Genomic DNA, 3,981 nt, shown 5'->3' with positions numbered 1-3,981 from the left:
GACACCACCATCCAATGGGCTCCGGCCCGATCCAATGTTCGCTACACGCCCCAAGCCAACGGAACACTTGCCGGCGTCATGCACACCGACATCTTGAGCGGCCCGTGCCAGGGCTGGATCGAGATGGACATGACGGCCGAGCGCGTATGACCGGTATTCGGGTGGGTATCAGTCCGCAGTTGGTCCGCAGCAAAGCTTGGGGCATCTTGCGCCAAGCATCACAACCAACCGCGTGGCCGACGGTTTGTGCAGCAACCAACACAGCTTGAGGTGGCAAACGGCCAAGCAGTCTCGTCAGCGTCGAGAAGGTCGACACCTACTGAAGCTGACCTTCACTTCGTCACAATTGCCGAGTTGCGATTAGGGGCCCAGGCCTGCTCGAAGGTGGCGATAGGAACCTGCTCATCGCGGCCGTTCGTGACGCCGCTGTCGTTGAGGTGCACCACACCGGCTCTGGGCTCCATGCCGGTGACAACGACGAAGTGGTTCGCGGCGTTGCGTTTGCCAGGCCGGTTCCAGAGGGTTTCGGCGTTGAGTATGACGATGACCCTGCGCTTTTCGGCCAGATCTTGCTCCAGCGCGCTGATGCTGGTCTGGATATTGTCGGCCTCGATCCCGTAGCGCGCGAGCAGCACCGGCAGGTCTCGGATATCGGTGTCGGCGGGGACGTTCCAGATCGATCCGGCACCTGCCGTGCTCGGCGTGCTCTTGGCCAAGTCGGTGATCTGTTGCTCGGTGGGCTCGTGGCCGGTGATCTGGCCGACCACATCAGCCACCGCCATCTCCCCGCAGTCGGAAGAGTGTTGCTGGCGCCAGTAGGGCGCGGCCGCGGCGGGGTCGCCGTACATGCCGAGCTCGTGCCTCGCATTTGGGACGGGAGTGCCTGGGGCGGCGTGGACTGCAGCCGATGCGACCAACGACGGAGCGCCAACTGCGCACAATAGAGCCACGATCCCGACGATTCGCGTGGCGGCTGCGACCTCGGCCCTCAAGGTGCTCGTCATGGGCGCCTTTCCCCGAGACGCCGCGGCGGCGCATTTCGCATATAAAAAGGCTCTGGAATGGCCCTATGGGGCATCTTTGATCGAGATGTGGCGAAAAGGCGGTACCGCCACGCGAACGTTTCGGAATCTTTATTGGGTCACCGACTGACAAGCCACACCAGCACAGCGCCGCCCCCAGTCGGTGGCGGGGTACGCCGCGCTGGCTTCCCAACCGAAACCAGCGTTCCACAGCCCGGCATGTTCGTCAGCATCGAAAATGTAGAGATGTTTTAGCGGTTAGGTGTATCACCGCGGTTGGTCGAGGTAGCGGCGCGCGCCCCAGTAGTCGGCGTCGAGTCGAACCGGGGTGGTGCGCACGGGTGTCGTCTTGTCGAATGCCTCGATCATGGCGCCGTTCCCGGAATACATGGCCACGTGGTAGATCGCGTCGGGATTGTCGGGGTCCCTGCTGCCGTGCGCGTAGAAGAGCAGATCGCCGGGTTGCAACGCGGATGTGTCGACGGGGCGGCCCCGGCTGTCGGCGGCTTGCGGGCCGGCGTCGCGCGCCAGGGTGATGCCGTACACCTGGTAGATGGTGGAGGTGAACCCCGAGCAGTCGAACCCGAACCCGCCACGACCGCCCCACAGGTAGGGGACGTTCACGAACACCGCGGCGTACCCGACCAGCTCGGCTCCGGTGGGATGCGGTATGTCCGTGGACTTTTCATAGACCGCCACCGTTCGAGCATCCAGCCACTTCGGGCCGCGGTCGGGGGTGGCCACCTGCACGGCCTTATCGGTGCGGCTCAGCACGGGAAGCCTGGTGTTGGTACTGATCTCGAGGTCCTGACCGGACAGTCCGGATTCGCGGTAGAGCCAGGTGGTGATGCCGCGATCGGCCAGCGCGACGGGAGCGTGTTCCTGCAGTGCGCCGTAGTGTGCGTCGGTCGTCAACTGGGCCTTGGGAATCCAGCCGGGATAACCCAGCGCGTCCTTCGGGGTGGGCTGGCCGGGGACCCGCACCTCGTCCCAGTCGCCCCGCTCCCCCACCACAAAGACCCGGTCGCCAAAGAGGGCCTGCGTTTGGTCGAGATTGTCCGAGGTGAGCCCTTCCTGCTGGGCCGGCGTCATGCCCGACAGCCAGCCACGAATATCGACCGGATTCGTCAGGGCGGCATGATCGACCGGACGCGGGCTCCGCGGCGTGGTCCACACCGTGGCCACCGAAACGGCGACAAAGGCGCTGGGTGGCGGCTGACCGGGTCCCATCTTCCGACCCGGGCCCATCGTGCCGCCGGGCCCCATCATCGCGGGGCCGGCGTGGTCGTAGCCGCCCGGCCGGATGCCCTGAGTCCAGCCAGAAAAGAAGATCGCCGCCGCGACAATCGCGACACCGCCGACGATGCCCACCAAGGCTCCAACCCGGTTGAGCCCGCTGGACCGTTGCCCCTGCGGCGATTTCGGCGCCCGGTCACCGACCACGCGCCATATCCTATGTCGAGTGCGGCGCGATTTCGTGAACGATGACGCACTGCTCAGCGCAGGGCCCGGGCTGCCGCCGTAGCCACATCACCTCGCAGATACGCGATCGGTGGATCGTCTCGCGGGTCGATCGCGCTCGTGAACAGAATGACGTACGTATCCGAGCCCGGGTCCATCCACAGCGAGGTTCCGGTAAAGCCTGTGTGGCCGAAGCTGCCGATGGGAAAGATCATGCCTCGCGTGCCGGAATAGGCGGTATCAATATCCCAGCCGAAGCCACGCAGGTTTTGTCCCCTGATCGCCGGATAGTGCGGAGCGAGCAGCGGATCATATGTGTTTGGTGTCTTCGCGATGGCTTCTTGGGCGGCGTTGTTGGCTGCCCCGACTTGTTGAGCGGTATGTCCGGGCTGCTCCGGAGTTGTCATCAACTCCAGCGTCGCTTGCGTCAGTGGGAACTTGCTCGGGCGGCCCGCGAGCCGATCAAGCAGGGCCTGCGCATAGATGCTGACGTCGTGCGCCGTCGAGAACACACCGGCATGCCCGGCTACTCCCCCCATGCGGCGCGTCGTCGGGTCAAACACAACGCCCCGAAGCAGGGAATCAAAATCGGGATTCTTGCCCGGATCGTTCTTGCTTTCGTCGTCATGTGTCGTCGGTGCGGTGCGCGACAACAGACTCGTGCTCCACGTACCCGCAGGGCAAACGCCCGGCATGCCCCCTATTGGCGCAGGCGCCCAGGCAATCGCAGAGCCTCGCATCACATGGGGACCACATGCTCTGGCCGGGGGAAGGTAGCGGGTTTCTTCCATGCCAAGCGGCCCAAATACGTTTTGGTGAACGTAAACGTCTTCTGGCTCGCCGGTGAGTTTCTCGATCAGCGCGCCAAGCAGAATGAAGTTGATGTCGGCGTAGTTGAAAAACTCACCGGGAGGCGACTCCAGCGGCGTGGTGAGGGCACGGCGGATGCCTTCTGATTTATCGGCTCCGTCCAGTCCCCACGGATCGTCGAGCCGCACGTCCTCCGGTTCGCCTGAAGTGTGCGTCAGCAACATGCGAACCGTCACCTTTGCACGCTGTGGGTCGTTCCCAGCGTTGAAGTCTGGCAAGTACTTCTGCACAGGATCGTCGAACTGAACCTTGCCGTGTTCGTAAAGCTGCATGACGGCAGTCGCCGTGGCGAGGCACTTCGTCAACGACGCTATGTCGAAGATCGTGTCTTCGGTCATCTGCTCTGCGGGTGCGGGCGATCCATCTAGCCCCGGTTCGCCGGCACGCTTGCGTGAGCCATAAGCCTGATGGAAGACGACCTTGCCACTATGCCCGATCAGCACCACGCCACCTGGCGCCGTTCCTGCCGCAATCGCATCGTTCATCAGCTTGGAGACCGTTGCGAAGTCCGGTGCCGGAGCCGCATCGGGCGCCGGCGACGCAGGCGCAGGCGCAGGCGCCGAATGTCGCGTCGGCGTCGGCGCGGGAACCGTAACTGCCGCCGGCGTTGCCTGCACGCGGTCCCTCA

At 64.3% G+C, this 3,981-nt stretch carries 3 protein-coding genes; all 3 read right to left on the bottom strand.

The genetic code is table 11. The annotated features are described in order from the left end of the window. Window positions 1–332 precede the first annotated feature (332 nt). The 3 genes from VNW74_RS17195 to VNW74_RS17185 all read right to left on the bottom strand — a co-directional run bounded on the left by VNW74_RS17195 (window position 333) and on the right by VNW74_RS17185 (window position 3,970). A complete protein-coding gene (locus tag VNW74_RS17195; protein WP_325678910.1) occupies window positions 333–1,004 on the bottom strand; it encodes a C39 family peptidase in 672 nt (223 codons plus the stop codon). A gap of 285 nt (window positions 1,005–1,289) precedes the next feature. Continuing rightward, the gene (locus VNW74_RS17190) at window positions 1,290–2,465 is read right to left on the bottom strand and encodes an NlpC/P60 family protein (protein WP_325678908.1); all 1,176 of its coding nucleotides are present in this window, start codon (window positions 2,463–2,465) and stop codon (window positions 1,290–1,292) included. Between the two features lie 53 nt (window positions 2,466–2,518). Further along, complete coding sequence (locus VNW74_RS17185; protein WP_414686707.1) at window positions 2,519–3,970, bottom strand: serine hydrolase domain-containing protein; 1,452 nt, start codon at window positions 3,968–3,970, stop codon at window positions 2,519–2,521. Window positions 3,971–3,981 lie beyond the last annotated feature (11 nt).

It is taken from the genome of Mycobacterium sp. (assembly GCF_035570115.1).
Classification (GTDB): Bacteria; Actinomycetota; Actinomycetes; order Mycobacteriales; family Mycobacteriaceae; genus Mycobacterium.
This window is presented reverse-complemented; position numbering and strand designations above follow the sequence as displayed.